Raw genomic sequence first — 26,158 nt, 5'->3', positions numbered from 1 at the left:
ACTATCGCCTCCATTTCGGGAGGGATTCATGGTCTTGCATTCCACGCGCTGGCTGGCGCTCAGCTATTTCACCTATTTCTTTAGTTACGGTATTTTTCTGCCTTTCTGGAGCGTCTGGCTCAAGGGAATTGGTCTGACGCCTGAGACCATTGGCATCCTGCTGGGCGCGGGGCTGGTGGCACGTTTCCTGGGTAGTCTGCTGATTGCGCCCCGCGTCAGCGATCCCTCCTTACTGATTAAAGCGGTGCGAATTCTGGCCCTGCTGACGCTGGTCTTTGCCGCCTGCTTCTGGGTTAGCCACCAGTTTGCCTGGCTGATGGTGGTAATGGTTGGCTTTAATCTGTTCTTCTCCCCGCTGGTGCCGCTGACGGATGCCCTGGCGAACACCTGGCAAAAGCAGATCACCATGGACTATGGCCGCGTGCGCCTGTGGGGATCGATTGCCTTCGTGATCGGCTCTGCGCTGGTCGGGAAACTGGTCAGCCTCTATGACTATCGTGCCATTCTGGCGCTGCTAACGCTCGGCATCGCCTCAATGCTGCTCGGTATGTTGCTGCGTCCGTCGGTGATGCCGCAGGGCGAAAGCCGCCATCAGGAGAGCGCCGGCTGGCCCGCCTGGCGCTCGCTGGTGGCGCAAAGCTGGCGTTTCCTGGCCTGCGTCTGTCTGCTTCAGGGGGCGCATGCGGCCTATTATGGCTTCAGCGCCATCTACTGGCAGGGGGCGGGTTACTCGGCTTCTGCGGTAGGCTACCTGTGGTCGCTCGGCGTGGTGGCGGAGGTTATTATCTTCGCGCTGAGCCAAAAACTGTTCCGTCGTTTCGGGGCGCGTGACCTGCTGCTGCTTTCCGCCGTGTGCGGCGTGGCGCGCTGGGGCATCATGGGCTGGACGACGGAGCTGCCGTGGCTGATTGTGGCGCAAATTCTGCACTGCGGAACCTTCACCGTCTGCCATCTGGCGGCGATGCGCTACATCGCGGCGCGAGAGGGTGGGGACGTTATTCGTCTTCAGGCGGTCTATTCAGCGGTGGCGATGGGCGGCAGTATTGCGGTGATGACCGTATTTGCCGGTTTCCTCTATCAGCACCTGGGGCACGGTGTGTTCTGGGTGATGGCGCTGGTCGCTTTACCGGCCATCGTTATTCGCCCTAAAGTCGCTGCTCGCACGTAACTACGATTCGAGCATTACGCGAATGTGTTCCTGCTGCTGCGTGTTCAGGGTCTCAACGGCATGAATGAGCGGCGGCGAGAACAGCGGCAGGGCGGTTGGATAAGGCGTAATAACCAGCGCCGCCTCGCGGGGCGCGCCCTCCTTCTTAAACGCCTCCAGGCTAAGATAACGAATATTGAGCGGCAGCAGCGTCAGCTCGCGAAGCTGCTGCTCAATTAACTCTTCACAGGCTTTATCTTCCCCCGTTAACAGGACCACCTGTTTTTCATGCAGATCGGTCTCCTGCATCAGCCAGGCACCAAAAATCACCGCCACCAGAGCCATCTCTTCACCGGAGAATCGCAGACCAAATTCGGCTTCCAGCTCAAACAGCGCCTCTTTAGTGGTGCGCAGCAGCCGGGGGTATAAACGGTGGATCTCTTCCGGCAGACTGTTGTCGATGCCGATGTCAAATAAGGAGCGGTCCAGCGCCTGAGCCAGATGGATATAAAGCTGATCGGTCAGACCTTGCTCATCGCTGAAGTTCATCCCGGTTTGTGCCCGGAAACGGGCAATCATACGCACGATGGCGCGACGCAGGCGCTGATCCTGCTGGTGTTTATCCATCACCGGGTCGGGTGTGCGAAGCATCATAAACAGCAGCGCCAGGAACAGCTGTTCATCGCTGTGCGTTCCCTGCGGGACGCGCCGTTTCCAGTGGCGGACAATTTCCTGCGCCGTAAAGTATTCCCCTCGGGACTGCGTCCAGCTGCGCTGAACGGGCGAAAACTCCGGCGTATTGCCCAGATGATGCTGAATCAGACAATATTGCAGATAGAGCTGTAAAAATTGTACGTCGCGGGACTCAAACTGGCGCTGAAGCTTGCGCGCACAAAAGTTGATAAGCGCCCGAAGGTTCGCATCGTCATAAAGCGGGCGGGCAATGCCGTGCTGTTTGAGCGCGGTTTTTAAGGCAGGGGTAAACTGTTGGGCGACAAAATGTGGACAGAGCCGAAGCGCCCTGCGCAGCCAGTGCAGCAGGCACAAACGTTGATTAAGGGCGGAACCCTCAATTCGGTAGCAGCCATCATGGTGCGTGACGATATCAAGCCGATGATAGCGCTGGATTTCATCGCGCGTCTCGGCTATATCTTGCCGTGCCATGACGTCGTCCACGCCGTTGGCAGCGATTATGCTCTGTGCGGTGACGGCAGCATCGGGCAGGTAAAGCATCAAAAGCACCTGGCAGCGGCGCTGCGAACTGGAAAGCACAGATGGAATTTCAAGCGTCGTCATCATCTGTCGGGTATCCAGTGTGAATGTTTGATAAGAATAGCTAAAGGATGGGCGCTGAAAAGCGCACCGGCAGGCCTTTCACTCAGGATTGCTGGCGAACATCACAGAATTTTTGACGTGAGGAACAGATGCAAATAGTTAAACAAAGCGCGGTAGCGTTATTTTTGGCGGTTTTCACTTTCGCCGCCGGCGCACATCCTCACAGTTTTATCAGCCTGAAAACCGAACTGGTGACGGACGGCACGCAGCTCAGTGGCCTGAAGATGCACTGGACGATGGATGAAATCACCTCCGCCGACCTGCTGTACGATGCCGGAAACGCAAAGCCCGGCGATGAGATCTGGAAAAAGCTGGCGGCGGAGGTGATGGCCAACGTGCTGGGTCAGCACTACTTCACCGAGTTCTGGCACAACGGACAAAAGGTGAAATTTCTTAACCGTCCCACGGAGTACGGCATGACCCGCGAAGGTCATCAGGCGGTGCTTACGTTCGTGCTTCCGCTGGCGCATCCTCAGCCGCTGGCCGGGCAAACGTACCGCTTTTCCACTTTTGACCCTACCTACTATGTCGATATGCGCTATGACAAAGACAGCGACGTACGGCTGCCGGACGCGCTGCAAAAAAGCTGCAAAATTGGCGTGCACACCCCTAAACCCAGCGAAGAGACGCTGAACTTTGCGATCTCGCTGGATAAAGCAGATGCCCCGCCTGAGGACATGGAGCTGGGTAAACAGTTCGCGCAGGAGGTGACGTTACAATGTCAGTGATCTCCTCTCCCGTCAGTAAGCCGCGTCGCTGGCTGCACCTCTGGCCTCTGGCGCTCTTTTTGTTGTTAGCGGTTGGCGGCGCGCTCTGGCTGTGGCAGGCATGGCCGCAGGTGATGGTGAAAAGCGTCCTCTGGCAGCGGGAAGTTAATCAGCAGATGAGCGTGCTGCTGAAAGCCGTGGCGGAAAATCCGACCAAAGCGGGCGGCGCTCTTCTGGCGTTCAGCTTTATCTATGGCGTGCTGCATGCCCTGGGACCGGGGCACGGCAAAATTGTCATCACGACCTGGCTTGCTACGCATCCGTCGAAGCTGAAATCGAGTATCGGCCTGACGCTGGCTTCTTCTTTACTTCAGGGCGGTGTGGCGATTGCGCTGGTCGTGGTCGTCCTCTCGCTGCTACAGCTGCCGGCTCGCCAGCTGCATATGAGCAGCTTCTGGCTGGAGAAGGGGAGTTACGCGCTGGTAGGCGTGCTGGGGTTGATCCTCTGCTGGCGGGCGCTGAAAAAATTGCGCGCGTTGCTGCAAAAACCAAAATTCAAAGCCTTTACGCCGCATCACGTTCACCATGAAAACTGCGGGTGCGGGCATCAGCATCTGCCGACGCAGGCACAATTACAGAATGGTGACGACTGGCGTGCGCGTCTGATGATTGTGCTCTCAATGGGGATGCGTCCGTGCTCGGGCGCAATCATGGTGCTGTTGTTCAGCAAAGTGACAGGCGTATTTGGCTGGGGCATGCTCTCGGCGCTGGCGATGGCGGCGGGAACGTCTCTGACGATCTCTTCGTTAGCCTTGCTGGTGCACAGCTTCCGTCAGCTGGCGGTAAAACTCAGCGGCAATAAAACGCCGGTATTGTGGCGACAGGTTGGCTGGACGACGCTTGCGTTGGCGGGCGGGGTGATTCTGCTGGTGGCTGCGGTCACGATGTGGATGAGCGCGCTGCCGGTGGGAAGGGGGTTGCGGCCTTTCTAGCCGTATCTGAGGCGTGTTGTAGGCCCGGTAAGCGTAGCGCCACCGGGCTTAACAGACTGAATTAACGCTTCAGCGCATCGCTCAGTTCATCACGCATGTTTGCCAGCATGGCTTTAACAACGCGCGGGTTACCTGCAACGATGTTGCCGGTAGACATATAGTTATGCCCGCCGGTGAAGTCGCAAACAATCGCGCCAGCTTCACGTGCGATCAGCTCGCCCGCCGCGAAGTCCCACGGCTTCAGTGACAGCTCAAAGTAACCGTCAACGCGGCCGGTCGCCACGTAGGCCAGATCCAGTGCAGCAGAGCCAGTGCGACGGAAGTCCGCGCATTCGGTGAACAGCTTGCCCAGGATATTCATATAGGTGGTTGCGTGCTGCTTCGCCTTGAACGGGAAGCCAGTCGCCAGAATCGTGCCGTCCAGATCGCGTGCATTGCTGCAACGCAGACGGTAGCCGTTCAGCTGCGCGCCCTGACCGCGGGTTGCGGTGAACAGTTCGTTACGCATTGGATCGTAAACAACAGCGACTTCAGTACGGCCTTTGATGCGTACTGCAATAGACACAGAGAAGTGTGGCAGGCGTTTAACGAAGTTGGTGGTGCCATCCAGTGGATCGATAACCCATTGAACATCCTGATCGGTACCTTCATGTTCACCGCTTTCTTCGGTGATGATGGTGTGCTGCGGGTAAGATTTGCGGATCGTTTCGATAATAATCGCTTCTGCGGCTTTATCGACGTTAGTCACGAAATCATTGCTGCCTTTCTGGCTGGTTTCTACGGAGTCTGGGGTTTCGTAGTGTTTGGCAATTACATTACCCGCCTTGCGCGCTGCGCGCACGGCGATGGTCAGCATCGGATGCATCGGTCTCTCTCACTGGATGTTAAAGAACAGGAAAATCGGCGCAGAGTATAGCAGCGGGATCGGATTATGTCTCTCGTTTATGATAATATGCCCGAATATTCTTCAGACACTGAATCCAGACATCTAAAAATTATGCTGCAAAACATTCGAATCGTGCTGGTCGAAACATCGCACACCGGCAACATGGGCTCTGTGGCCCGCGCTATGAAAACCATGGGCTTAACGAACCTGTGGCTGGTTAATCCGCTGGTGAAACCAGACTCTCAGGCTATTGCTCTGGCGGCCGGCGCCAGCGACGTGATCGGGAATGCGCAGATCGTGGACACCCTGGACGAAGCCCTGGCCGGTTGCAGTCTGGTGGTGGGAACCAGCGCGCGCTCCCGTACGCTGCCCTGGCCGATGCTGGACCCGCGCGAATGCGGCCTGAAAAGTATCTCAGAAGCGGAACAGGCGCCGGTTGCGCTGGTGTTTGGTCGTGAACGCGTTGGCCTGACCAACGAGGAACTACAGAAGTGTCACTACCACGTGGCGATTGCCGCCAATCCGGAATACAGCTCGCTGAACCTGGCGATGGCGGTGCAGGTCATTGCCTACGAAGTGCGCATGGCATGGCTGGCGACGCAGGAGAAACCGGTCGAACCTAAAGAAGAGACGGCCTACCCGCTGGTGGACGATCTGGAGCGCTTCTACGGTCATCTGGAGCAGACGCTGCTCTCAACCGGCTTTATCCGTGAAGGCCACCCGGGTCAGGTGATGAACAAGCTGCGCCGTATGTTCACCCGCGCCCGCCCGGAAAGCCAGGAGCTGAACATTCTGCGCGGGATTCTGGCGTCGATTGAGCAGAAGAACAAAGCGTAGTGTCGATTTCCCCCTCTCCCCGTGGGAGAGGGCTGGGGTGAGGGCATCAGGCCGCACCTATATTATGAAGGCACAGAAGGTTAAATACCTGACTAAAACAGTCAAGTAAATAGTTGACCAATTTAGTCAGGAATGTCAGACTTGGCCCTGCTATGCAATACCCCCATTTTACAATAAAAAACCCCGGGCAGGGGCGAGTTTGAGGTTAAGTAAGACATGAGACTGACATCTAAAGGGCGTTATGCCGTGACCGCGATGCTGGACGTTGCGCTCAACTCCGAAGCGGGCCCGGTTCCGTTGGCTGATATTTCTGAACGACAAGGGATCTCCCTCTCTTACCTGGAACAGCTGTTCTCCAGACTGCGTAAAAATGGACTGGTGTCCAGCGTTCGTGGCCCGGGCGGCGGTTATCTGCTGGGTAAAGACGCGGGCAGTATTGCGGTTGGTGAAGTGATTAGCGCGGTTGACGAATCCGTTGACGCGACCCGTTGCCAGGGTAAAGGCGGCTGTCAGGGCGGCGATAAATGCCTGACCCACGCGCTGTGGCGCGATCTGAGCGACCGTCTGACCGGCTTCCTGAACAACATCACCCTCGGTGAGCTGGTGAATAACCAGGAAGTTCTGGATGTCTCTGGTCGTCAGCATAGTCAGGATTCACAGCGCAGCACCCGCACGCAGGACGCCATCGACGTTAAACTGCGCGCGTAATTAAAAAGATAAGTATTCAGAATCAGGCCGGGGTGGTCACACCCCGCGTACTCGGTCGTACATCCAGCCGGTTGCCTGATTCCTTGCATTGAAGCGATGTACGGAGTTTATAGAGCAATGAAATTACCGATTTATCTCGATTACTCCGCAACCACGCCGGTGGACCCGCGTGTTGCCGAGAAAATGATGCAGTGTCTGACCCTGGACGGAAACTTTGGTAACCCAGCTTCCCGTTCACACCGTTTTGGCTGGCATGCTGAAGAGGCGGTTGATATCGCCCGTAATCAGATTGCTGACCTGGTCGGTGCCGACCCGCGTGAAATTGTTTTCACCTCCGGTGCGACCGAATCCGACAACCTGGCGATCAAGGGTGCAGCCAACTTTTATCAGAAAAAAGGCAAGCACATCATCACCAGCAAAACCGAACACAAAGCCGTGCTGGACACCTGCCGTCAGCTGGAGCGTGAAGGGTTCGAAGTCACCTATCTGGCGCCACAGAGCAACGGCATTATCGATCTGAAAGAGCTCGAAGCGGCGATGCGTGATGACACCATTCTGGTCTCCATCATGCACGTCAACAACGAAATCGGCGTGGTACAAGACATCGCGACCATCGGCGAAATGTGCCGCGCGCGCGGTATCATCTACCACGTGGATGCGACTCAGAGCGTGGGCAAACTGCCTATCGACCTGAGCCAGCTGAAAGTGGACCTGATGTCCTTCTCCGGTCACAAAATCTATGGTCCGAAAGGTATCGGCGCGCTGTACGTTCGTCGTAAGCCACGTATCCGCATCGAAGCACAGATGCACGGCGGCGGTCACGAGCGCGGCATGCGTTCCGGTACGCTGCCTGTTCACCAGATCGTGGGCATGGGCGAAGCCTACCGCATTGCAAAAGAAGAGATGGAAACCGAGATGGCACGCCTGCGCACGCTGCGTAACCGTCTGTGGGACGGCGTGAAAGATATGGAAGAAGTGTATCTGAACGGCGATCTCGAGCAGGGCGCGCCGAACATCCTCAACGTCAGCTTCAACTATGTTGAAGGCGAGTCGCTGATCATGGCGCTGAAAGACCTGGCCGTTTCTTCCGGCTCTGCCTGTACCTCTGCAAGCCTGGAGCCATCCTACGTACTGCGCGCGCTGGGTATGACTGACGAGCTGGCACACAGCTCTATCCGTTTCTCTTTAGGTCGTTTTACTACCGAAGAAGAGATTGACTACACCATCAAGCTGGTTCGTAACTCCATCGGCCGTCTGCGCGACCTTTCTCCACTGTGGGAAATGTTCAAGCAGGGCGTGGATCTGAACAGCATTGAATGGTCACATCACTAATCGGTACATAAGGAGAATTCAATCATGGCATACAGCGAAAAAGTCATCGATCATTACGAAAACCCGCGCAACGTTGGCTCTTTTGACAACAGCGACGAATCTGTTGGTAGCGGCATGGTCGGTGCGCCAGCATGTGGCGACGTGATGAAGTTGCAGATCAAAGTCAACAATGAAGGTATCATTGAAGACGCGCGCTTCAAGACCTACGGCTGCGGTTCAGCTATCGCGTCCAGCTCCCTGGTCACCGAATGGGTGAAGGGCAAGTCTCTGGACGAAGCACAGGCAATCAAGAACACGGATATTGCTGAAGAACTCGAACTGCCGCCGGTGAAAATTCACTGCTCAATTCTGGCAGAAGACGCGATCAAAGCCGCCATTGCGGATTACAAAAGCAAACGTGAAGCAAAATAATTGAGGTTTGAGTATGTCGATTACCCTTAGCGACAGCGCTGCCGCGCGAGTAAGCTCTTTTCTGGCGAACCGTGGTAAAGGCTTTGGCCTGCGACTGGGCGTACGTACCTCCGGCTGTTCTGGTATGGCTTACGTACTGGAGTTTGTTGACGAACCGGCGTCTGATGACACCGTGTTTGAAGACAAGGGCGTGAAGGTGGTGGTCGATGGCAAAAGCCTGCAATTCCTCAACGGCACTCAGCTGGACTTCGTAAAAGAAGGCCTGAACGAAGGGTTCAAATTCACGAACCCGAACGTCAAAGACGAGTGTGGTTGCGGCGAAAGCTTCCACGTTTAACCGCGCGTCATCCGAAACCCCACCGTGGCTTTGCTACGCGTGGGGTTTGTTCTAACAGGCTACCCCTGAGATTGTTATGGATTACTTCACTCTCTTCGGACTACCCGCTCAATACCCGATCGATCTCCAGGCGCTGACGGTCCGTTTTCAGGATCTCCAGCGTCAGTACCATCCGGATAAATTCGCCAGCGGGACGCAGGCAGAGCAACTGGCTGCGGTATCACACTCCGCCACCATCAACCAGGCCTGGCAAACGCTGCGTCATCCGCTGGCGCGTGCAGAATATCTGCTCTCGCTTCACGGTTTCGATCTGGCGAGCGAACAGCATACCGTGCGCGACGCCGCCTTTCTGATGGAACAACTGGAGCTGCGCGAAGAGCTGGATGAAATTGAACAGGCTAAAGACGAAGCGCGCCTGGAAAGCTTTATCACGCGCGTAAAGGGTATGTTCGATACCCGCCATCAGCAGATGGTGGAGCAACTGAACAACGAGACCTGGGACGTGGCGGCAGACACTGTGCGCAAACTCCGTTTTCTCGATAAACTGCGAAGCAGTGCTGAACAACTCGAAGAAAAGCTGCTCGATTTTTAATTTCGGAAGCAATTATGGCCTTATTACAAATTAGTGAGCCTGGCTTAAGTGCCGCACCGCACCAGCGTCGTCTGGCGGTCGGTATTGACCTGGGCACCACCAATTCCCTCGTGGCGACCGTTCGCAGCGGCCAGGCGGAAACGCTGGCTGACGAGCAGGGGCGCCATCTGCTGCCTTCTGTAGTCCACTACCAACAGCAGGGTCACGCGGTCGGGGTTGATGCCCGCGCTAACGCCGCGCGCGATCCGGCCAATACCATCAGCTCGGTTAAGCGCATGATGGGCCGCTCGCTGGCTGATATCCAGACCCGTTACCCGCATCTGCCGTATCAGCTACAGGCCAGCGAAAACGGCCTGCCGATGATCGCGACGTCAGCCGGTTTGCTGAACCCGATTCGCGTTTCTGCTGACATCCTTAAAGCGCTGGCGGCACGCGCCACAGCGACGCTCGGCGGCGATCTGGACGGCGTGGTGATCACCGTTCCGGCCTATTTCGACGATGCACAGCGTCAGGGCACCAAAGACGCCGCGCGTCTGGCGGGCCTGCACGTGCTGCGTCTGCTGAACGAACCGACGGCGGCGGCGATTGCCTACGGCCTCGACTCCGGTCAGGAAGGGGTGATCGCGGTTTACGATCTCGGCGGCGGGACGTTCGATATCTCAATCCTGCGCCTGAGCCGCGGCGTGTTCGAAGTGCTGGCGACCGGCGGAGATTCCGCGCTCGGCGGCGATGACTTCGACCATCTGCTGGCAGATTACATCCGCGAGCAGGCGGGCATCAGCGATCGCAGCGATGCGCACGTGCAGCGTGAACTGCTGGATGCGGCCATCGACGCCAAAATCGCCCTGAGCGATGCACAGTCCGTCAGCGTGAACGTCGCAGGCTGGCAGGGTGAGATTACCCGCGATCGGTTCAGCGAACTGATTGCGCCTCTGGTTAAGCGTACCCTGCTGGCCTGCCGTCGCGCATTGAAAGATGCGGGCGTTGAGGCTAACGAGGTGCTGGAAGTGGTCATGGTTGGCGGCTCAACCCGCGTGCCGCTGGTGCGCGAGCGCGTGGGCGAATTCTTTGGCCGCACGCCGTTGACCTCTATCGACCCGGACAAAGTGGTTGCCGTCGGCGCCGCTATCCAGGCCGATATTCTGGTTGGCAACAAGCCGGACAGCGAAATGCTGCTGCTGGACGTCATCCCGCTGTCTCTGGGTTTAGAAACCATGGGCGGCCTGGTGGAGAAAGTCATTCCGCGTAACACCACCATTCCGGTGGCGCGCGCGCAGGAGTTCACCACCTTCAAAGACGGCCAGACCGCGATGTCCATCCACGTGATGCAGGGCGAGCGTGAGCTGGTGCAGGACTGCCGCTCTCTGGCGCGCTTTGCGCTGCGCGGAATTCCAGCGCTGCCTGCGGGCGGGGCGCATATTCGCGTCACCTTCCAGGTGGATGCGGACGGCCTGCTGAGCGTCACGGCGATGGAAAAATCGACCGGTATCGAGTCGTCTATTCAGGTTAAGCCGTCCTACGGCCTGACCGATGGCGAAATCGCCTCCATGATTCAGGACTCAATGAGCTACGCCGAGCAGGATGTGAAGGCGCGTATGCTGGCGGAACAAAAAGTTGAAGCCGCACGCGTGCTGGAAAGCCTGAACGGGGCGCTCGCTGCCGATGCCGCGCTGTTAAGCGCCGCTGAGCGCCAGGTGATTGACGACGCTGCCGCGCGCTTAAGCGCCGTGGCCGAAGGCAATGACGCTGACGCGATAGAAGAAGCCATTAAAAACGTTGATAAACAAACCCAGGACTTCGCTGCTCGCCGCATGGACAAATCTGTCCGCGTCGCGCTGAAAGGCCAGTCCGTGGACGAGGTTTAATATGCCAAAGATTGTAATTTTGCCTCATGCGGACCTCTGTCCGGATGGTGCTGTTCTGGAAGCGAAGACCGGTGAAACCATTCTCGATGTAGCCCTGCGTGCAGGTATCGAAGTGGAACACGCCTGTGAAAAATCCTGTGCCTGCACCACCTGCCACTGCATCGTGCGTGAAGGTTTCGACTCTCTCGCCGAGAGCACCGAAGACGAAGACGACATGCTGGATAAAGCATGGGGTCTGGAGCCAGACAGCCGCTTAAGCTGCCAGGCCGCGGTGACCGATGAAGATCTGGTCGTGGAGTTCCCACGCTACACCATCAACCACGCACGCGAGCACTAATATGGGACTGAAGTGGACAGACAGCCGTGAAATCGGCGAAGCGCTCTACGACGCGAACCCGGATCTCGATCCGAAGACCGTACGATTCACCGACATGCACCAGTGGATCTGCGATTTAGAGGATTTCGACGACGATCCAAACGCATCCAATGAAAAAATTCTGGAGGCGATTCTGTTAGTCTGGTTAGATGAAGCAGAATAAATAACAAAACGGGCTGCCTTCAGGCGGCCCGTTTGCTAGTTGCTAATAAGGATAAATAAAATGACCGAAGCGATGAAGATTACGCTCTCGAATCAGCCTGCCGACGCGCGCTGGGGCGAGAAAGCCACCTACAGCATTAATAACGACGGCATTACCCTGCACCTGACGGGCAACGATGATTTGGGCCTGATCCAGCGCGCCGCGCGTAAGATTGACGGCCTTGGCATTAAGCATGTGTCGCTGGAAGGGGAAGGTTGGGACACCGACCGCAGCTGGGCGTTCTGGGCAGGCTACAAAGGGCCGAAAGGCACCCGTAAAATTGAGTGGGCGAACCTCGACGAAGCCGGTCAGAAAGAGCTGGAAAGCCGCCTGAACATTATCGACTGGGTGCGCGACACCATTAACGCACCGGCGGAAGAGCTGGGGCCGGAACAGCTGGCGCAGCGCGCCGTTGACCTGCTGTGCGGTGTGGCGGGCGAAAAGATGTCCTACCGCATCACTAAAGGGGAAGACCTGCGCGAGCAGAACTACATGGGTATCCACACCGTGGGCCGTGGCTCAGAGCGTCCTCCGGTCCTGCTGGCGCTGGATTACAACCCAACCGGCGACAAAGAAGCCCCGGTCTTTGCCTGTCTGGTCGGGAAAGGCATCACCTTCGACACCGGCGGCTACAGCCTGAAGCAGAGCGCATTCATGGACTCCATGAAGTCCGACATGGGCGGCGCGGCGACCATTACCGGCGCGCTGGCCTTCGCCATCACCCGTGGCCTGAACAAGCGCGTGAAGCTCTACCTGTGCTGCGCGGACAACATGGTGAGCGGCAACGCCTTCAAGCTGGGCGACATCATTCGCTACCGCAACGGTAAAAACGTTGAGGTGATGAACACCGACGCCGAAGGCCGTCTGGTGCTGGCCGATGGCCTGATCGACGCCTCTGCGCAGAAGCCGGAGCTGATTATCGACATGGCGACCCTGACCGGCGCGGCGAAAACTGCCCTGGGTAATGACTATCACGCCCTGTTCAGCTTCGACGACAAGCTGGCCGCTCGCCTGCTGGCCAGCGCGGCGGCGGAAAACGAACCGTTCTGGCGTCTGCCGCTGGCCGAGTTCCACCGCAGCCAGCTGCCGTCTAACTTCGCCGAGCTGAACAACACCGCGAGCGCAGCGTACCCGGCGGGGGCAAGCACCGCAGCAGGCTTCCTGTCTCACTTCGTTGAGAACTACCATGAAGGCTGGCTGCACATTGACTGCTCCGCAACCTACCGTAAAGCGGCGGTTGAGCAGTGGTCTGCGGGTGCGACCGGTCTGGGCGTGCGTACCGTAGCGAACCTGCTGACGGCTGAGTAATGCTCTTTGCCCTCACCCTAACCCTCTCCCCATGGGAGAGGGCAGGGGTGAGGGGGAAATTCGACATCTGGAATTGTTATGTCAGAAACCAAAAACGAATTAGAAACCCTGTTGGAGCAGGCGGCGACCGAGCCCGCCCACCGTCCGGCCTTTTTCCGCACGCTGCTGGAATCCACCGTCTGGGTGCCGGGCACCGCAGCGGAAGGGGAGCAGGTTGTCGAAGACAGCGCGCTGGATCTGCTGCACTGGGAGAAAGACGACGGCACGTCGGTGATCCCGTTCTTTACCTCGCTCGAGGCCTTGCAGGAAGCGGTAGAAGACGAACAGGCGTTCGTGGTGATGCCGGTGCGCACGTTGTTCGAAATGACCCTGGGGCAGACGCTGTTCCTCAACGCCAAACTGCCGACCGGGAAAGAGTTTACTCCGCGCGAAATCAGCCACCTGATTGGTGACGAGGGCAACCCGCTCAGCACTCAGGAGGTGCTGGAAGGGGGCGAAACGCTGCTGCTGTCTGAAGTGGCCGAGCCGCCCGCGCAGATGATTGACTCCCTGACCACGCTGTTTAAAACCATCAAGCCGGTAAAACGCGCGTTTCTCTGCTCCATCAAAGAGAGCGCTGACGAAAAGCCTGTTCTGCTGATAGGGATTGAGGCCGACGGCGATATCGACGAGATCATCCAGGCGGCGGGAAGCGTGGCGACCGACACCCTGCCGGGCGATGAGCCGATTGATATCTGTCAGGTGAAGAAAGGTGAGAAGGGGATCAGCCACTTTATTACCGAGCACATCACCCCGTTCTACGAGCGTCGCTGGGGCGGCTTCCTGCGCGATCTTAAGACCAACCGCATTATCTGATTACAGCGGGGTGATCTTCACCCCGTTGCTTCCAGCAGCAGTAAATCCATCAGCAGCACCAGATTCGACTCAAACGACGTCACACCTGCGGCTTCGGCGGCGAAATGTACCGCTTCGTCATAGAGAGCAAAATGCACGTCCGCCATACCCGCCAGCGTATTGGCCGACGCGCGGGTAAACGCGACGATCGTCATGCCGACGTTTTTGGCGATCCGCGCTTTATCCAGTACCTGCTCCGTTTCGCCGCTGCGTGAAACGGCAATAAACACCTGATAGCGCGCGGCGTTGCTGAGAAAAATATTCCGGCTGTCTCCCGGCCCGGAGATGAACGCCGTTTTTCCTAGCACCTGCAACTTCTTGGTCAGGTACTCGGCAAAAAGGTACGAAAACCCGGCGCCGTAGAGAAAGAAGCTCTCTTTCTGGCGCAGCAGGCTGGCAAACTGCTGGCGTTTGTCCTGAGTGACCCACTGGAAGGTCTGCTGATAGTTGGCAACGAACCGGGTAAAAAGCGCGGGCATTTCCGCATGTTGCTCAGGCTGTACGGTGATATGCGGCGTGTCAGAAAGCAACTGCTTGCAGTGCCAGATAAACTCGCTAAAGCCGCTAAACCCCAGCTTCTGGCACAGCCGCATAATCGTCGCGGTAGAGACAAATGTCGCCTGCGCCAGCTCGCGCACCGTGATGTTGCCCACCAGCAATGGATGCTCAGTGAGGTGGGCGAGGACGCGATACTCCGCGCGGGTCAGCGACGACCCGCGCGTTAACAGCGTTGCCAGGCGGTTATCCATTATTTCGCCGGTTCAACCGGCAGATCGTCTCGTGCACCCCATTCACTCCAGGCGCCGTCGTACAGGGTCACGTCATTTGCGCCAAGGGTTGCCAGCGCCAGGATCACCACGCAGGCCGTTACGCCGGAGCCGCAGCTTGCAATAACCGGACGATGCAAATCCACGCCCTGACGTTCAAAAATGGCACGCAATTCATCGGTGGTTTTCAGCTCGCCTTCAAACACCAGATCGCCCCACGGCACGTTCAGCGCCCCCGGGATATGTCCTCGTTTCAGTCCCGGTCGCGGCTCGTCCGCTTCTGCGTTGAAACGTGGAGCGGGACGCGCATCGACGATTTGCGCCGTGTTTTCGTGGCTCACGACCAGCACGTCGGTCAGGCGCTTGACCACGTTAGCGTCAAACGTGGCATCAAACTCCCCTTCCGGCAGCGTGACGTCACCCTGCTGAAGCGGTAGTTCGTCGCGCTTCCAGCCTGCAAGTCCGCCCGCCAGAATCGATACCTTTTCCACGCCGAAGTTTTTCAGCATCCACCACGCTCGCGGCGCGGAAAACAGATTACCTTCATCGTAAACAACAAGATGTTTATCTTTGCTGATGCCCAGCTCGCGCATCGCCACGGAAAACGCTTCCGGGCGAGGCAGCATGTGCGGCAGGGGAGAGGTGTGATCGGAGAGGGCTTCGATATCAAAAAATACCGCGCCAGGCAGGTGCCCTGCCCGGTATTCAGCGGGAACGTCACGATGCTCCTGGCCCGGAGGGGCCATGCGCGCGTCGATAATCTGAACTTCCGGGTCGTCGCCGTGCTCAATCAGCCAGTCGGCAGCGACAAAATATGAGGTGGACATGGTTGCCTCCATTCTTTTCCGTAAAAAAGGATTGTCGGTGTTTTTTCTGACACCGACAAGCTAACCACGTTCAACTCGCGAGCAAGCCCCTATTTTTTCACCGCTTCACCGTCCTGCCAGGCCTTTTGCAGCGCAGGCCAGTAGTCGCGGTTGGCTTCGATCATCTCATCCAGAATCGCTTTCGCGTGCTCCATGGTTGGCACGGTGCGGTTCAGAGTGAACGCCTGCAACGCTTTCTCGTAGCTGCCTTCGATGGTTGCCTCAACCAGCAGCTGTTCAGAGGCCAGCTGCTGTTGCAGGAGCGTCTGGTGGAACAGCGGCACCTGACCCACGCGGACAGGCTCCGGCCCTTCGGAAGTGATATAGGCAGGCACTTCCACCACCGCATCGTACGGCAGGTTGGTAATCGCCCCGCGGTTTTCCACCATCACCAGATGGCGTTGGCGCAGGTTGAATGCCAGCGAGCAGGCGACATCGACGATAAATTCGCCGTGAACACCTACGTGGAAGGCGTCCGGTAAGATCCCGCTGCGCTGGTACTCTTCGGCGGCGGCGAACAGCTTTTTCTCGCGCCCGTTCATCACTTCGTTGGCGCGGGTATAGTCCGGGTTTTGATGCTCCACAATCTGGTTTGGCATCAGGTAGTACTGTAGATACGGGTTCGGCAGGTACTCCGGGAAGTTATCCATAATCGGCTTGATGTTGCGCCAGGTTTTCACCCATGACGGATCGGAATGCTGCGGGTCGGTTTTTGCGGCATCTTCCGTCAGCAGGCCAAACTTCGCGATATGCTTACGCAGCGCCGGGAGCTTGTCTTCGCCGTCCACCAGCACGCGGGTAAACCAGCCGAAGTGGTTTAGGCCAAAATAGTCCACCTCCAGTTTATGACGATCCACGCCCAGAATGGCACCCATATTGCGCATCGCGGCAACCGGCATATCGCAGATGTTCAGCACGCGTGCGTTGGGGCGCAGGCGACGCACACCCTCAGCGACAATCGCCGCCGGGTTGGAGTAGTTCACGATCCAGGCTTTCTCGTGCGCGTAGCGATCGACCAGATCGATAAGCTCCACCATCGGCAGGATCGTGCGCAGGCCGTAGGCCAGCCCGCCGGGGCCGCAGGTTTCCTGGCCCACCACCCCGTGGCGCAGCGGAATTTTTTCATCCTGCTCGCGCATCTTGTACTGCCCGACGCGCATCTGGGCGAAGACAAAATGCGCGCCGCTAAAGGCCACTTCTGGGTCACTGGTGACGGTAAATGTGATGCACTGACTGTGGTCGCGAATGACCTTCTCGACGACCGGCGCAATGGTGTTCTGGCGCGCCTCGTCGATATCGTACAGGCGAATTTCGGCCAGCGGGAAATCCTGCAGGCGCACCATCAGGCTTTTCACAATGCCCGGCGTGTAGGTGCTGCCGCCGCCGGCAATCGACAGAATGAATGGGGGTGTAAACATCTTTAGCTCCTTTCAGAGAAACGTCTCAACGGCTTCTCGCATTTTTTTGACATGCAGCCCGTAGACCACCTGAACGTTGTTACCTTGTTTGATTATCCCTTTCGCGCCGGTCGCTTTCAGGCGCGGTTCGTCGATGATGGCGACGTCCTTCACCGTGACGCGTAAGCGGGTGTAGCAGTTATCCACTACCTCTATATTTTCCCGACCGCCCAGACCCACAACGATCGATTCGCCCAGCCCGTCGTTATTGCCCTTCGCCTGGTACTCCTGCTTGCTGTAAAGGCGTGTCTCCTGGTCCTCATCTTCACGCCCCGGCGTTTTCATGTTGAAGCGCAGGATCAGGAAGCGGAATACCACGAAATAAAGAGCGAACATGATCAGCCCGACCACGATGTACATGGGCCAGTTGGACTTCTCCGTGCCGAGCGGCAGGTTGTAGAGGATGAAATCGATAATCCCGTTGGCGCCGATGGCGTGAACGCCAAACAGCGAGAACAGCATCATGCCGATACCGGTCAGCACCGCATGCACCACGAACAGCAGCGGGGCGACAAACAGGAAGGAGAACTCAATCGGCTCGGTTACGCCGACCAGCAGCGAGGTCAGCGCCGCCGGGATCAGAATCGCTTTCGCCGCCGCTTTACGCTCTGGCCTGGCGGTCATATACATCGCCAGCGCCGCGGCAGGCAGGCCAAACATTTTGCTGATGCCGCGCGCATCCCACACCACGGTACTGCTGAGCTGCTTCACGTCCGGGCAGGCCATCTCGGCGAAGTAGATATTGCGCGCGCCCTGGTAAGCCGTACCGCACACCTCCTGCGTACCGCCCAGTTCGGTATACAGGAACGGCGTATAGACCAGATGATGCAGGCCCGTCGGCACCAGAATGCGTTCAAGGAAACCGTAGATCGCCACGCCAAACGGACCGGACCCTTTGATCGCCAGCGCCAGGGCGCTTATTCCATGCTGTGCGTACGGCCAGAGTTCGCTCATGATCACGCCGAGCAGCATAGAGACAGGCAGCATTACAATCGCGACAAAGCAGTGGCCGGAGTAAATCGCCATCGCGCCGTTAAACTGGACACCGGAATATTTGTTGTACAGATAACCGGAGAGCGCCCCGGTCAGGATCCCGGCGAAAACGCCCATTTCCAGCACCTGGACGCCCAGCACCATGCTTTGTCCGGCGGCTTTCATCTGTTCCGCAGGAGCCAGTTCCCCCTGAAGCTGTAACGTCACGTTCATGGCATTGATAAACACGATAAAAGTTACCAGCCCAATCAGCGCCGCGTAGCCTTTGTCTCGGGTTGCCAGTCCAATGGGGATCCCAACGGCAAACACCAGCGCCAGGTTGACCAGCACCGACACGGCAGACTTGGCGATCAGCTGGCCGACACTCTGGATCAGCGGGTGGCCGAGAAACGGCAGGTACTCGGCCAGATTGCCGTTACCCAGCACATTCCCAAAGGCGATAAACAGGCCAACGATGGGTAAGATAAGTACAGGTCCGTAAAGTGATTTTCCGAAATTTTGTAGGGCGTTCACGGCTCGTTTCATGGCTTTCTCTCTTATTGAACCGCGCACTCGGGGTGCGTCATGGACATAAAACTAGCAGGCCTGATGCGAACTTATCCAGCTATCTTCTTGTTTTAAAAACAAATGACGTGAAAGGTAACATGTGACGTTATGCGCTGTGATCGCCGTTCCATCACGGTGTGGCTGCGTGATGCCATTCTGCGAGGTGCTTTCCAGATTATAAAATTGGACTTTTTGTATTAACGAAACTTGCGGATAATACTTATCCGGACGATGACCAACAGGCCCCTCAGGCCAGGGACACAGGATGAAACCGTTTCGCTTAGCTGCGATCTCTCTCGCGCTGCTCACCACCTTTACGCTTGTCGGCTGTGATAACAGCGACGACAAACCTCAGGCCGCTGCCCCCGCAGCGTCTAGTGCATCAGAAAAGAAAACCCCGGCAACACCGGATCCTGAAAAGCTGGCTAAGCTGGCCGCGCAGAGTCAGGGTAAGGCGTTGACGCTGCTGGATGCCTCGGAAGTGCAACTCGACGGCGCCGCGACGCTGGTTCTGACCTTCTCTGTACCGCTGGATCCCAGCCAGGATTTTGCGAAAACGGTACATGTGGTGGATAAAAAAAGCGGCAAAGTGGACGGCGCCTGGGAACTGGCCCCCAATCTGAAAGAGCTGCGCCTGCGCCATCTGGAGCCGAATCGTAATCTGGTTGTCACCGTCGAACGTGATTTGCTGGCGCTGAACAAAGCGACATTCGGCATTGACTATGAAAAAGCGATCACCACCCGGGATGTTGAACCGACGGTCGGATTCGCCAGCCGCGGATCGCTGCTGCCGGGTAAAGTGGTGGAAGGGTTGCCGGTGATGGCGCTCAACGTCAACAATGTGGACGTGAACTTCTACCGCGTTAAGCCGGAGTCGCTGGCCTCGTTTGTCAGCCAGTGGGAGTACCGTAACTCGCTGACCAACTGGGAATCTGACAATCTGCTGAAGATGGCGGAACTGGTCTACACCGGCCGTTTCGACCTCAATCCGGCGCGCAACACGCGTGAAAAACTGCTCCTGCCGCTCAAAGATATTAAGCCGCTCCAGCAGTCTGGCGTCTATATCGCCGTGATGAATCAGGCTGGTCACTATAACTACAGTAACGCCGCGACGCTCTTTACCTTAAGTGATATTGGGCTGTCCGCTCACCGTTATCATAACCGCCTGGACATCTTCACCCAGAGTCTTGAAAACGGTGCGGCGCAGTCAGGCGTGACCATTACCCTTCTGAACGATAAAGGGCAGACTCTGGCCGAGGCGAACAGCGACGCCGATGGTCATGCGAAACTGGAAACCGATAAAGAAGCCGCGCTGATCCTGGCCAGTAAAGATGGCCAGACCACGCTTCTTGATCTCAAACTTCCGGCGCTGGATCTGGCGGAGTTTGATATCGCCGGTAACCCGGGTTACAGCAAACAGTTCTTTATGTTTGGCCCGCGCGATCTCTATCGTCCGGGTGAAACGGTGATCCTTAACGGCCTGCTTCGCGACAGCGATGGCAAACCGCTTCCCGATCAACCGGTAAAACTTGACGTGCTGCGTCCGGACGGACAGGTGGCGCGTACGGTCGTTGTGCAACCTGAGAATGGCCTTTATCGCTTCAACTATTCGCTTGATAGCGGCGCCCAGACCGGCATGTGGCATATTCGCGCGAATACGGGGGATAACCAGCAGCGCATGTGGGATTTCCACGTCGAAGATTTTATGCCTGAGCGCATGGCGCTCAACCTGAGTGGACAAAAAACGCCGGTTTCACCGCAGGATAACGTCGACTTTAACGTGGTCGGCTATTACCTGTACGGCGCGCCAGCTAACGGCAATTCTCTGCAAGGCCAGCTTTTCCTGCGTCCGCTACGTGACGCGGTGCCTGCGCTGCCTGGCTTCCAGTTCGGTGATATTGCCGAGGAGAACCTGAGCCGCAGCCTGGATGAAGTGCAGCTTACGCTGGACGAACAGGGGCGCGGACAGGTTACCACCGAAAGCCAGTGGAAAGAGGCGCACTCGCCGCTGCAACTGATTTTGCAGGCCAGCCTGCTGGAATCAGGTGGGCGTCCGGTAACGCGACGCGCTGAGCAGGCTATCTGGCCGGCGGCTGAGCTGCCGGGTATTCGCCCTCAGTTCGCCAGCAAGGCGGTTTACGACTACCGCACCGATACTACCGTCAACCAGCCGATCGTCGACGAGAACGGCAACGCCAGCTTCGACATCGTCTATGCCGATGCCAGCGGAGCCAAAAAGGCCGTTTCCGGATTACAGGTACGACTGATTCGCGAGCGTCGTGACTACTTCTGGAACTGGTCCGAGAGTGAGGGCTGGCAGTCTCAGTTTGATCAAAAAGATCTGGTTGAGGGCGAGCAGGAGCTAAACCTCAAGGCCGATGAAACCGGTAAAGTCACCTTCCCGGTGGAGTGGGGCTCATACCGTCTGGAAGTGAAAGCCCCTGATGACATGGTCAGCAGCGTGCGCTTCTGGGCAGGCTACAGCTGGCAGGATAACAGCGACGGCACCGGGGCCGCGCGCCCTGACCGCGTGACGCTGAAACTGGATAAGCCATCCTATCAGCCAGGCGATACCATCCAACTGCACATCGCCGCGCCGGCCGCAGGCAAGGGCTATGCGATGATCGAGTCCAGTGAAGGGCCGCTGTGGTGGAAAGAGATCGACGTACCGGCTAACGGTCTGGATCTCGCTATCCCGGTCGACAAGGCCTGGAAACGTCACGATCTCTATCTCAGCACGCTGGTGGTTCGTCCTGGCGATAAATCAAAATCCGCCACGCCAAAACGGGCGGTTGGCCTGCTGCATCTGCCAATGGGGGACGAAAATCGTCGCCTGAACATCGCACTGGATAACCCGCAAAAAATGCGTCCGAACCAGACGCTTTCTGTGAAAGTGAAAGCCAGCGTAAAAGAGGGGGCTGTGCCACAGAAGGTGAACGTGCTGGTCTCGGCTGTCGATAGCGGCGTGCTGAACATTACCGACTACGTCACGCCGGATCCGTGGCAAGCTTTCTTCGGTCAGAAGCGCTATGGCGCGGACATCTATGATGTTTACGGCCAGGTGATTGAAGGTCAGGGACGTCTGGCCGCACTGCGCTTTGGCGGAGACGGCGATGAACTGAAACGCGGCGGTAAGCCACCGGTGAACCATGTCACCATTATTGCCCAGCAGGCGCAGCCGGTTACGCTTGATGCCAACGGCGAAGGCACCATCACGCTGCCGATTGGCGATTTCAACGGTGAACTGCGTCTGATGGCGCAGGCCTGGACGGAAGACGATTTTGGCAGCAGCGAAAGCGAAATCATTGTGGCGGCTCCGATTATCACCGAGCTTAACACGCCGCGGTTCCTCGCAAGTGGCGATACCTCCCGCCTGACGCTGGACCTGACTAACCTGACTGACCAGCCGCAAACGCTGAGCATTACGTTAACCGCAGCCGGTAAGTTGTCGCTCGAAGGTGCTCAGCCAGAGCCGGTTAAGCTGCCGCCTGGCGCACGTAGCACCCTGTTTATACCGGTGCGTGCCCTGGAGGGCTATGGCGATGGGGAAGTGACTGCTCAGGTGACGGGCCTTCAGCTCCCAGGTGAGACGTTTGCGCCGCAGCAGAAGAGCTGGAAAATTGGCGTGCGTCCCGCATTCCCGGCGCAAACCGTGAATACGGGCACGATGCTGAATCCTGGCGAATCCTGGAGTGCGCCAGCACAGCATATCGACGGTTTCTCGCCTGCCACGCTACAGGGGCAGCTGTTGCTCAGCGGTAAACCACCTTTGAACCTGGCGCGCTACATACGTGAACTTCAGGCCTATCCGTATGGATGTCTTGAGCAGACCACCAGCGGCCTGTTCCCGTCCCTCTACACCAACGCGGCACAGCTGAAGGCACTGGGCATTAAAGGCGATACCGACGATAAACGCCGTGCGGCCATTGATATCGGGATCTCCCGTCTGCTGCAAATGCAGCGTGACGATGGCGGTTTTGCCTTGTGGGATAAAAACGGCCCGGAAGAGTACTGGCTGACCGCCTATGTCACGGACTTCCTGGTGCGGGCAGGGGAGCAGGGTTACAGCGTGCCTGCCGAGGCGGTGAATAACGCCAACAGCCGACTGCTGCGCTATTTACAGGATCCGGGCATGATGTCCATCCGCTACAGCGACGACACCCAGGCCAGCAAATTTGCTGTCCAGGCGTATGCTTCGCTGGTGCTGGCGCGTCAGCAAAAAGCGCCGCTCGGTGCGCTGCGTGAAATCTGGGAGCGCCACGCTCAGGCTGCTTCCGGGCTTCCGTTGATGCAGCTGGGCATGGCACTCAAACTGATGGGGGATGCACCGCGCAGCCAGCAGGCGCTGGATCTGGCTCTCAAAACACCCCGTAACGACAGCCGAAACTGGATGGCGGATTACGGCAGCCAGCTGCGTGATAATGCCCTGATGCTCTCCCTGCTGGAAGAGTACAAGCTGCTGCCGGATGCGCAAAACAGGCTGCTGAACGCGTTATCTGAAGACGCGTTCAGCCAGCGCTGGCTGTCTACCCAGGAGAGCAATGCGCTGTTCCTGGCCGGACGATCACTGCAAACCTTGTCAGGTGCGTGGCAGGCAACGACCTCTCTCTCTGAACAGACCCAGAGCAGTGATAAAGCGCAGGTAGAAAACCTGAACGGCGATCAGATTGGTGCGTTGAAGATGACGAATACCGGCACTACGCCGCTGTGGGTACGACTGGACACTACTGGCTATCCGGAGTATGCGCCTCAGCCATCCTCTAATGTCTTGCAGATTGAACGTCATATCCTGGCGACAGACGGCAGCAGCAAGTCGCTCTCTTCTCTGAAGAGCGGTGAACTGGTTCTGGTATGGCTGGAAGTGAAGGCCAGCCAGAACGTGCCGGATGCGCTGGTGGTGGATCTGCTCCCGGCAGGTCTGGAGCTGGAAAACCAGAATCTGGCGAGCAGCAGCGCCAGCTTGCAGGACAGCGGCAGTGAAGTGCAAAACCTGCTGAATCAGATGCAACAGTCTGATATTCAGCACATGGAATTCCGCGACGATCGCTTTGTGGCCGCGGTGCCGGTCAATGAAGGTCAGCCGGTCACGCTGGTTTACCTGGCCCGTGCCGTTACGCCGGGAACCTACCAGGTGCCTGTTCCGATGGTCGAGTCCATGTACGTTCCGCAGTGGCGGGCAACGGGGGCGGCCAGTGGCCCGCTGATCGTTGTTCCGTAAGATGCGGATAGCACGCCTGATTCGCTCCCGCTGGCTGTGGCTGGCGGGAGCGCTTCTCGTTTCAGGGGGGCTGATTGTCGTCGCTGACCGCGTGTGGCCGTTGCCCCTGAAAGAGGTCAACCCTGCGCGAGTGGTGGTGGATGAGCAGGGTGTTCCGTTGTGGCGTTTTGCCGACAGCGAAGGCATCTGGCGCTATCCGGTTACCATTGAAGAGGTTTCCCCACGCTATCTTGAGGCGCTGATCCAGTATGAAGATCGCTGGTTCTGGGATCACCCGGGCGTCAATCCGCTTTCTGTACTGCGTGCCGCCTGGCAGGATCTCACCTCCGGGAGAGTGGTTTCCGGCGGGAGCACGCTTACCATGCAGGTGGCGCGCCTGCTGGATCCGCATCCGCGTACCTTTGGCGGTAAAATTCGTCAGCTGTGGCGGGCGATGCAGCTGGAGTGGCATCTCTCCAAGCGTGAAATCCTGACGCTGTATCTTAACCGTGCCCCGTTTGGCGGCACGTTGCAGGGCGTGGGCGCGGCAAGCTGGACTTACCTTGGCAAACCGCCGTCTCAGCTGAGCTATTCCGACGCGGCGCTGCTGGCAGTGCTGCCGCAGGCACCCAGCCGTCTGCGCCCGGATCGCTGGCCGGAACGTGCCGAAGCGGCGCGGAACAAAGTGCTCGACCGTATGCTGACTCAGGGCGTCTGGTCTGAGAAGCAGGTGAAAGAGTCCCGTGAAGAGCCGGTCTGGCTGGCCCCCCGGCAGATGCCGCAACTGGCGCCGCTCTTTTCCCGCATGATGCTGAGTAAAAGTCGTGACACAAAAATAGTCACCACGCTGGATGCAGCTTTGCAACGACAGCTTGAAGAGCTGGCAATGAACTGGAAATCACGCCTGCCTGCCCGCAGTTCGCTGGCGATGATCGTCGTGGATCATACATCCATGAAAGTGCGTGGCTGGGTAGGCTCGGTAGATATCAATGATGACAGCCGTTTCAGCCACGTGGATATGGTCAATGCGATCCGATCGCCGGGATCGGTCCTCAAGCCATTCATCTATGGCATGGCGCTGGACGATGGTCTGATCCATCCCGCTTCGTTATTACAGGATGTGCCAAGAAAAACGGGGGATTATCGTCCCGGCAACTTTGACAGCGGCTTCCATGGGCCGGTCAGTATGAGCGAAGCCCTGGTGCGTTCCCTCAACCTGCCTGCGGTGCAGGTTCTGGAAGCGTACGGCCCAAAACGTTTTGCCGGAATGCTGAGCAACGCGGGATTACCGCTCATTCTGCCTGCGGGGGCACAGCCCAATCTCTCTCTGATCCTGGGGGGCGCAGGCGCACGCCTGGCTGATATCGCTGCCGCCTATAGCGCCTTTGCGCGTCAGGGTAAGGCGGGCCGGCTGCGTTTACAGCCGGGCGATCCGCTGATCGAACGTCCGCTGTTATCGCAGGGGGCGGCGTGGATTATTCGTCGCATTCTCGCTAATGAAGCACAGCCCCTGCCGGACAGTGCGCTGCCCCAGGTAGCGCCGCTGGCGTGGAAAACGGGCACCAGCTATGGCTACCGGGATGCCTGGGCCATCGGCCTGAATGCCCGCTATGTCATCGGAATCTGGACCGGACGCCCGGACGGCACGCCCGTTGCCGGGCAGTTTGGTTTCGCCAGCGCGGTACCGCTCCTGAATCAGGTCAATAACATGCTTCAGTTCCGCTCGATGGTGGATGAAGCGCGCCTGCCGCGCGATCCGCGTCCCGCAAGCGTAGGACGGGGCGTGATTTGCTGGCCGGGGGGCCAGTCCCTGCCTGAAGGGAGCGAAAACTGTCGGCGTCGGCTGTCAACCTGGCTGCTGGAAGGCAGTGAACCGCCTACGCTGCTGCTGCCGGAACAGGAAGGTATTCGCGGGATCCGTTTCCCGGTCTGGCTGGATAAAGAAGGCAAACGCGTTGCGGCGGATTGTCCTGATGCGACAGAAAAAGTGCTGGATGTCTGGCCGCTGCCGCTGGAGCCCTGGCTGCCTGCTGCCGAAAAACGGGCTGCTCGTCTCCCCGCCCGTTCAGCAATTTGCCCTCCGCTGGATAACCATAATGCGGCGCCGCTGATGTTGTCAGGCGTCAGAGAAGGGGCGGTAATTAAACGTCTTCCAGGTGAGAAAAATATTACCCTCAACGTTTCAACCAGCGGCGGGGAGGGGCAACGATGGTGGTTTTTGAATGGCGAACCGCTGGACGGGCATCAGAAGAATTATTCACTGCAATTATATTTGCCTGGTAAATATCAATTAATTGTATTAGATGAAACAGGACAAACGGCGACGGTGAATTTTGAATTAGATCGCTAAGTGTTACTCCTCAAGAGTTAGCTTGATAATTATCAATATTCGTTCCTGAAAAA

At 57.8% G+C, this 26,158-nt stretch carries 22 protein-coding genes; 16 read left to right on the top strand and 6 right to left on the bottom strand.

The genetic code is table 11. From position 1 onward, the window contains the following. The first annotated feature begins 28 nt into the window (after positions 1–28). Entirely contained in the window at positions 29–1,168 is a 1,140-nt protein-coding gene (locus SK47_RS15755) for a 3-phenylpropionate MFS transporter (protein WP_003860673.1), read from the top strand. On the opposite strand, the gene csiE is transcribed toward SK47_RS15755, so the two are convergent. Continuing rightward, on the bottom strand, positions 1,169–2,446 hold the full coding sequence (gene csiE / locus SK47_RS15750; RefSeq protein WP_003860672.1) for a stationary phase inducible protein CsiE: 1,278 nt from the start codon (positions 2,444–2,446) through the stop codon (positions 1,169–1,171). 125 nt (positions 2,447–2,571) lie between these two features. Between csiE and SK47_RS15745 the strand changes: the two genes are divergently transcribed. Together SK47_RS15745 and SK47_RS15740 are read left to right on the top strand one after the other, a co-directional pair. Continuing rightward, positions 2,572–3,210 carry a DUF1007 family protein gene (locus SK47_RS15745; RefSeq protein WP_022651599.1) on the top strand — a complete coding sequence of 213 codons (639 nt, stop codon included), beginning with the start codon at positions 2,572–2,574 and terminating at the stop codon, positions 3,208–3,210. Then, positions 3,201–4,181 carry a nickel/cobalt transporter gene (locus SK47_RS15740; protein ID WP_048244646.1) on the top strand — a complete coding sequence of 327 codons (981 nt, stop codon included), beginning with the start codon at positions 3,201–3,203 and terminating at the stop codon, positions 4,179–4,181. The genes SK47_RS15745 and SK47_RS15740 overlap by 10 nt, the downstream gene beginning before the upstream one ends. Before the next feature lie 61 nt (positions 4,182–4,242). On the opposite strand, the gene suhB is transcribed toward SK47_RS15740, so the two are convergent. Next, a complete protein-coding gene (suhB, locus tag SK47_RS15735) occupies positions 4,243–5,046 on the bottom strand; it encodes an inositol-1-monophosphatase (RefSeq protein WP_003860668.1) in 804 nt (267 codons plus the stop codon). 132 nt (positions 5,047–5,178) lie between these two features. Here suhB and trmJ point away from each other — a divergent pair, with 132 nt between their 5' ends. The 11 genes from trmJ (at position 5,179) to sseB (ending at position 13,890) form a co-directional block, all read left to right on the top strand. Then, on the top strand, positions 5,179–5,904 hold the full coding sequence (trmJ, locus tag SK47_RS15730; RefSeq protein WP_003860666.1) for a tRNA (cytosine(32)/uridine(32)-2'-O)-methyltransferase TrmJ: 726 nt from the start codon (positions 5,179–5,181) through the stop codon (positions 5,902–5,904). Between the two features lie 216 nt (positions 5,905–6,120). Beyond that, entirely contained in the window at positions 6,121–6,612 is a 492-nt protein-coding gene (gene iscR / locus SK47_RS15725) for a Fe-S cluster assembly transcriptional regulator IscR (RefSeq protein ID WP_003860665.1), read from the top strand. 117 nt (positions 6,613–6,729) lie between these two features. Then, entirely contained in the window at positions 6,730–7,944 is a 1,215-nt protein-coding gene (iscS, locus tag SK47_RS15720; protein WP_003860663.1) for a cysteine desulfurase, read from the top strand. A gap of 24 nt (positions 7,945–7,968) precedes the next feature. Next, a complete protein-coding gene (gene iscU / locus SK47_RS15715) occupies positions 7,969–8,355 on the top strand; it encodes a Fe-S cluster assembly scaffold IscU (RefSeq protein ID WP_003860661.1) in 387 nt (128 codons plus the stop codon). Between the two features lie 13 nt (positions 8,356–8,368). Further along, positions 8,369–8,692, top strand: coding sequence for an iron-sulfur cluster assembly protein IscA (gene iscA, locus SK47_RS15710; protein ID WP_003860659.1), 324 nt, complete (start codon positions 8,369–8,371; stop codon positions 8,690–8,692). Between the two features lie 76 nt (positions 8,693–8,768). Further along, complete coding sequence (gene hscB / locus SK47_RS15705; RefSeq protein ID WP_032609855.1) at positions 8,769–9,284, top strand: co-chaperone HscB; 516 nt, start codon at positions 8,769–8,771, stop codon at positions 9,282–9,284. A gap of 14 nt (positions 9,285–9,298) precedes the next feature. After that, a complete protein-coding gene (hscA, locus tag SK47_RS15700; protein ID WP_003860654.1) occupies positions 9,299–11,149 on the top strand; it encodes a Fe-S protein assembly chaperone HscA in 1,851 nt (616 codons plus the stop codon). Between the two features lies 1 nt (position 11,150). Next, the gene (gene fdx / locus SK47_RS15695) at positions 11,151–11,486 is read left to right on the top strand and encodes an ISC system 2Fe-2S type ferredoxin (RefSeq protein ID WP_003860652.1); all 336 of its coding nucleotides are present in this window, start codon (positions 11,151–11,153) and stop codon (positions 11,484–11,486) included. Position 11,487: 1 nt separating this feature from the next. Then, positions 11,488–11,688 (top strand): Fe-S cluster assembly protein IscX, encoded by a 201-nt coding sequence (gene iscX, locus SK47_RS15690; RefSeq protein WP_003860650.1) that lies wholly within the window; start codon positions 11,488–11,490, stop codon positions 11,686–11,688. 60 nt (positions 11,689–11,748) lie between these two features. Further along, positions 11,749–13,035 carry an aminopeptidase PepB gene (gene pepB / locus SK47_RS15685; protein ID WP_003860647.1) on the top strand — a complete coding sequence of 429 codons (1,287 nt, stop codon included), beginning with the start codon at positions 11,749–11,751 and terminating at the stop codon, positions 13,033–13,035. Positions 13,036–13,113: 78 nt separating this feature from the next. After that, complete coding sequence (sseB, locus tag SK47_RS15680; RefSeq protein ID WP_023325069.1) at positions 13,114–13,890, top strand: enhanced serine sensitivity protein SseB; 777 nt, start codon at positions 13,114–13,116, stop codon at positions 13,888–13,890. A gap of 17 nt (positions 13,891–13,907) precedes the next feature. On the opposite strand, the gene SK47_RS15675 is transcribed toward sseB, so the two are convergent. From SK47_RS15675 to SK47_RS15660, 4 genes are all read right to left on the bottom strand, one after another. Beyond that, entirely contained in the window at positions 13,908–14,678 is a 771-nt protein-coding gene (locus SK47_RS15675; RefSeq protein ID WP_015572161.1) for a MurR/RpiR family transcriptional regulator, read from the bottom strand. After that, the gene (sseA, locus tag SK47_RS15670; protein WP_017383536.1) at positions 14,678–15,523 is read right to left on the bottom strand and encodes a 3-mercaptopyruvate sulfurtransferase; all 846 of its coding nucleotides are present in this window, start codon (positions 15,521–15,523) and stop codon (positions 14,678–14,680) included. Before sseA ends, SK47_RS15675 begins: the two co-directional genes overlap by 1 nt. A gap of 89 nt (positions 15,524–15,612) precedes the next feature. After that, the gene (locus tag SK47_RS15665; protein WP_032609851.1) at positions 15,613–16,980 is read right to left on the bottom strand and encodes a 6-phospho-alpha-glucosidase; all 1,368 of its coding nucleotides are present in this window, start codon (positions 16,978–16,980) and stop codon (positions 15,613–15,615) included. Between the two features lie 12 nt (positions 16,981–16,992). Next, a complete protein-coding gene (locus SK47_RS15660) occupies positions 16,993–18,537 on the bottom strand; it encodes a PTS transporter subunit EIIC (RefSeq protein WP_032609849.1) in 1,545 nt (514 codons plus the stop codon). Positions 18,538–18,823: 286 nt separating this feature from the next. Here SK47_RS15660 and SK47_RS15655 point away from each other — a divergent pair, with 286 nt between their 5' ends. After that, positions 18,824–23,776: an alpha-2-macroglobulin family protein gene (locus SK47_RS15655; protein WP_048244644.1), complete on the top strand. Its 4,953-nt coding sequence runs from the start codon at positions 18,824–18,826 to the stop codon at positions 23,774–23,776. A 1-nt stretch (position 23,777) separates the two neighbouring features. Continuing rightward, a complete protein-coding gene (pbpC, locus tag SK47_RS15650; protein ID WP_048244642.1) occupies positions 23,778–26,105 on the top strand; it encodes a peptidoglycan glycosyltransferase PbpC in 2,328 nt (775 codons plus the stop codon). The last annotated feature ends 53 nt before the right edge of the window (positions 26,106–26,158 follow it).

The sequence above is a fragment of the Enterobacter sp. BWH52 genome (genome assembly GCF_001037565.1).
Lineage (GTDB): Bacteria > Pseudomonadota > Gammaproteobacteria > Enterobacterales > Enterobacteriaceae > Enterobacter > Enterobacter hormaechei_C.
Note: the sequence above shows the minus strand (reverse complement) of the source record. Positions and strands in the feature narration are given on the sequence as shown.